The following is a 3,241-nucleotide window of genomic DNA, read 5'->3' on the forward strand; positions in this document are numbered from 1 at the left end:
TCCGTCCTCTCGTCGTTCGTCCCGGCCGCCGCGAGCGGCCGGGACGGACGCAGTTACTGCGTGATGCCGAGCTTCTTACAGCCGGCGGCATAGCGGCCCGTGCAGAGTTGATCGGCCGTCTGGATCTTCTTGTCGATGATCTCCGCCTTCAGGTTCTCCTGAGTGACGACCGCCGGCACGAACAGCTTCGATGGCGCATTGAAGAGCGTGGTTTCCGCCTTGGGTGTCTCGCCGGAGAGGAACTTCACCGCGGCCTGGGCCGCCGCGGCGGCCACGATCTCACTGGGCTTTGAGATCGTGTTGTACTGATCGCCGGCGATGACGAGCTGAAGCGCGGCGATCGTCGCATCGTTGCCCGTCACCGGCGGCACTGGATCGACGCCAGCGGCCTTGAAGGCGGCAATTGCGCCGCCGCCGGTGCCGTCATTGGCCGCCACGACGCCGAGAATCTTCTTGCCAAAGCGGGTGACCTGGCCGCTCGCCCATTGCTGCGCCTTCGGCGGCGCCCAGTCCGGCGTGTCGTATTCGGCGAGAATTGGATAGCCGCTCTTGTCGAGACCGGCGTGAATGCCCTTCTTGATGAGCCCCGCGGCGGCATCGGTCGGCGATCCATTGATCTCAAGCACGCCCTCACCTTCCTTCGCCGCGACGTTGGCGGCCTTCAGATGCTTGATGAGCGATTCGGAGATGGCCTTGCCGATGGCTTCGTTATCGAAGGAGACGTAGAAATCGACCTTGGCGTCCGGGACCGGCCGGTCATAGGCAATGACCTTGATGCCCTGCGACTGTGCCATCTTGACCAGGGAGGCGGCGGCGGTCGAGTCGACGGGGTCGAGCACAATCACCTTGGCGCCCTGCGAGATGACCGAGTTGAACTGCTGTTGCTGCCGTGTGGCATCAGCACTGGCGTTCTGATAGATCACCTTGCAACTTGCGCAGAGCTTCTTCATCTCCGCAGCGAAGCCCGGATAGTCATGTTGTTCGTAGCGGGTGGACGCCTGATCCGGCATAAGGAAGGCAACGGTCGCGTCCTTCACCTCTGCGGCCTGCGAGAACATGGCCGTTGTGCCAAGCAGCGACAGGGCCAGGGCGAGTGTGCCCGTATGTTTCGGGGAGAACCTTTTCATTCGGACTTTCCTTTCCAGAACTAGAGTGCTGTGGTTGATCCTTGAAGACGGGCCTTCGCGGCTCCCGTCCCCGGCGGCGATGAGTGCCGGTGCTCCGAAGCCGCGCGGAATTCCTGGACAAGCGATTCCTGTCGCGGGCTGCCATCGGCATGCCCGCGTCATTCTTCCCGTAGTGGTCTCCTCCTTTGCTTTTTCGCCGGCTAGGCCGCGCGTGCCGTATTGATGTTCTGCGCGAGCAATCGCCTGAAGCGCGAAGGCGGCATGCCTTTCTCGGCCAAAAACTGCCGGTTGAAATTGGAGAGATTGTTGAAGCCGACCTCGAAGCAGATGTCGGTGATCGACGCCTGCTCGTCGCTCATCAAGATCTGGCAGGCGAGATTGATGCGCAGCCGCTTGACGTATTGCACCAGCGACATGCCCGTGTGCCGGCGGAAGGAGCGCGAAAACGCGCTCTGCGATTGGCCGGCGATGGCCGCAAGCTCGGCTTCACCGAAAGGCTGCGTCAGGTTCTGCCGGATGAAGGCGAGCGCCTTGTTCATCCCCGCGGACATGTATCCCGAGGGGTCAGGCAAATAGTTCGGGCTCGAGAGCGGACGCGCGCTTCGAGCGCGGGAGAGCGTTCCCAGGATCATCAGGAACAGCTCGATCCGGCGCACACCGTTCGCCGTCGCGATCTCCTCCATGAGTGGGGCGACCGCTTCGCTTGTGCTGCGGGTGAAAAGCGCGCCGCGGCGGGAGAATTCCAGCAGCGAGGCAAGGCCCGAAAGCTCAGGCATGACCTTTATCAGGTCGCCGATGAATTCTTCGCTGAACTGGAGGACGCGTCCCCGCAGCGGAATGGTGGTCTCCGCCGGCAGATCGCTCACCCAATTGTGCGGCAGGTTGGGGCCGGTAAGAACGAGATTGCCCGGTTCGAATTCGCCGATGAAGTCGCCGACGAAATACCGACCGCTGGTCGCCACGACCTGGTGCAGCTCGTATTCTGGATGGAAATGCCAGCGGACCGTGTGGAATGGGTAGCCGTGCGACCACGCCTTGAACGACTCGCCGCGCCGTATCTGGACAACTTCCAGGTCCGGTTCCATATCCGCTCCCTTCGGGCCGGTGCGGTTTTTGATGATCCGCCCCTGTTCCCTTGTCGGCTGAATTTGCTCAGCGCTTCCTCTCGTTAGGGATCGTAGCGACCGGTACCCGGGCCCGCCACCACGATTTCAATGTGCAACTGATACTTTTTTGATGTGCAGCTCACAGCGGCCCCGTAACCGGGTCCGGCGCCTCACAACACCGGCTCGACCGAAAGTGCGGTCTCGCACACGCGCGGCGGTTGCGCACAGCAGGTCACGATTGCGCGGAAGGCTTACGGTGATTGAGCTAACTGTTGCCACTCGCATTCACCCCACGGAATGAGCTGCGACAACCGCGGCCGTGCTCTTCAAAACGTACGCTCACACAAATGATCATGAGTGGATTTTTATGGATCCTCTCGGTGCACACGCCGCGCACACGCAGCCGTCTAACCAATTGAAAAACTTGACTTCTCGGTCCGATCCATCATGGGTGCCACGGAAAAGCGATAGTCTCGATATTTTAATGACTTACCTATTCGAGATGACGTGCCGTTTGAAGGTATTACCTGCACCTCCTAGCGATTCCTGACATCATCCTCAAGATCGCACTTTCGAGCAATCTGCTTGAGGATCGCGCCCTCAAGAGAGAGCAATACCGATCACAACTGCCGCAACTGGAAGAAGCTTCATCCCGCCGCAGCACAGTTCATCCAACACATCAACAGATGGTGAGCAGCCGGCTTACATTGAACAGAGCTCCAATAGGGCTGCTCGACAAAATCAGACAAAATCATACGACGAGATTCAAAAGCATGGTGACGATAAGGCGGCATCTCAGGCGAGATTATACTCATCCCGGCAACCGAGTATGAGGGAATTCCCTCGTTGGCCGCACCAGGACCTAAGCGACCGGAAAACTCGAGACAGACAGGCGCTGGCAGTCCGCTCTTGAAGCCTTACCTGCTCCCACGATCCGGCAAGGCAAGCGCAGCCAGTTCAGCTGACCTTCCCTCCGATTGCAGTTTCGCCCGACGGTCGACAGCGTCG

Annotated in this window: 2 protein-coding genes; both read right to left on the bottom strand. The window is 60.2% G+C overall.

The window, feature by feature from the left end; genetic code table 11:
• Positions 1–53: 53 nt before the first annotated feature.
• Positions 54–1,127: an ABC transporter substrate-binding protein gene (locus AABA84_RS32655; protein ID WP_212246904.1), complete on the bottom strand. Its 1,074-nt coding sequence runs from the start codon at positions 1,125–1,127 to the stop codon at positions 54–56.
• Between the two features lie 200 nt (positions 1,128–1,327).
• On the bottom strand, positions 1,328–2,212 hold the full coding sequence (locus AABA84_RS32660) for an AraC family transcriptional regulator (RefSeq protein WP_152103146.1): 885 nt from the start codon (positions 2,210–2,212) through the stop codon (positions 1,328–1,330).
• Positions 2,213–3,241 lie beyond the last annotated feature (1,029 nt).

It is taken from the genome of Bradyrhizobium sp. TM239 (assembly GCF_036247985.1).
In the GTDB taxonomy this organism is placed as follows: Bacteria; Pseudomonadota; Alphaproteobacteria; order Rhizobiales; family Xanthobacteraceae; genus Bradyrhizobium; species Bradyrhizobium ottawaense.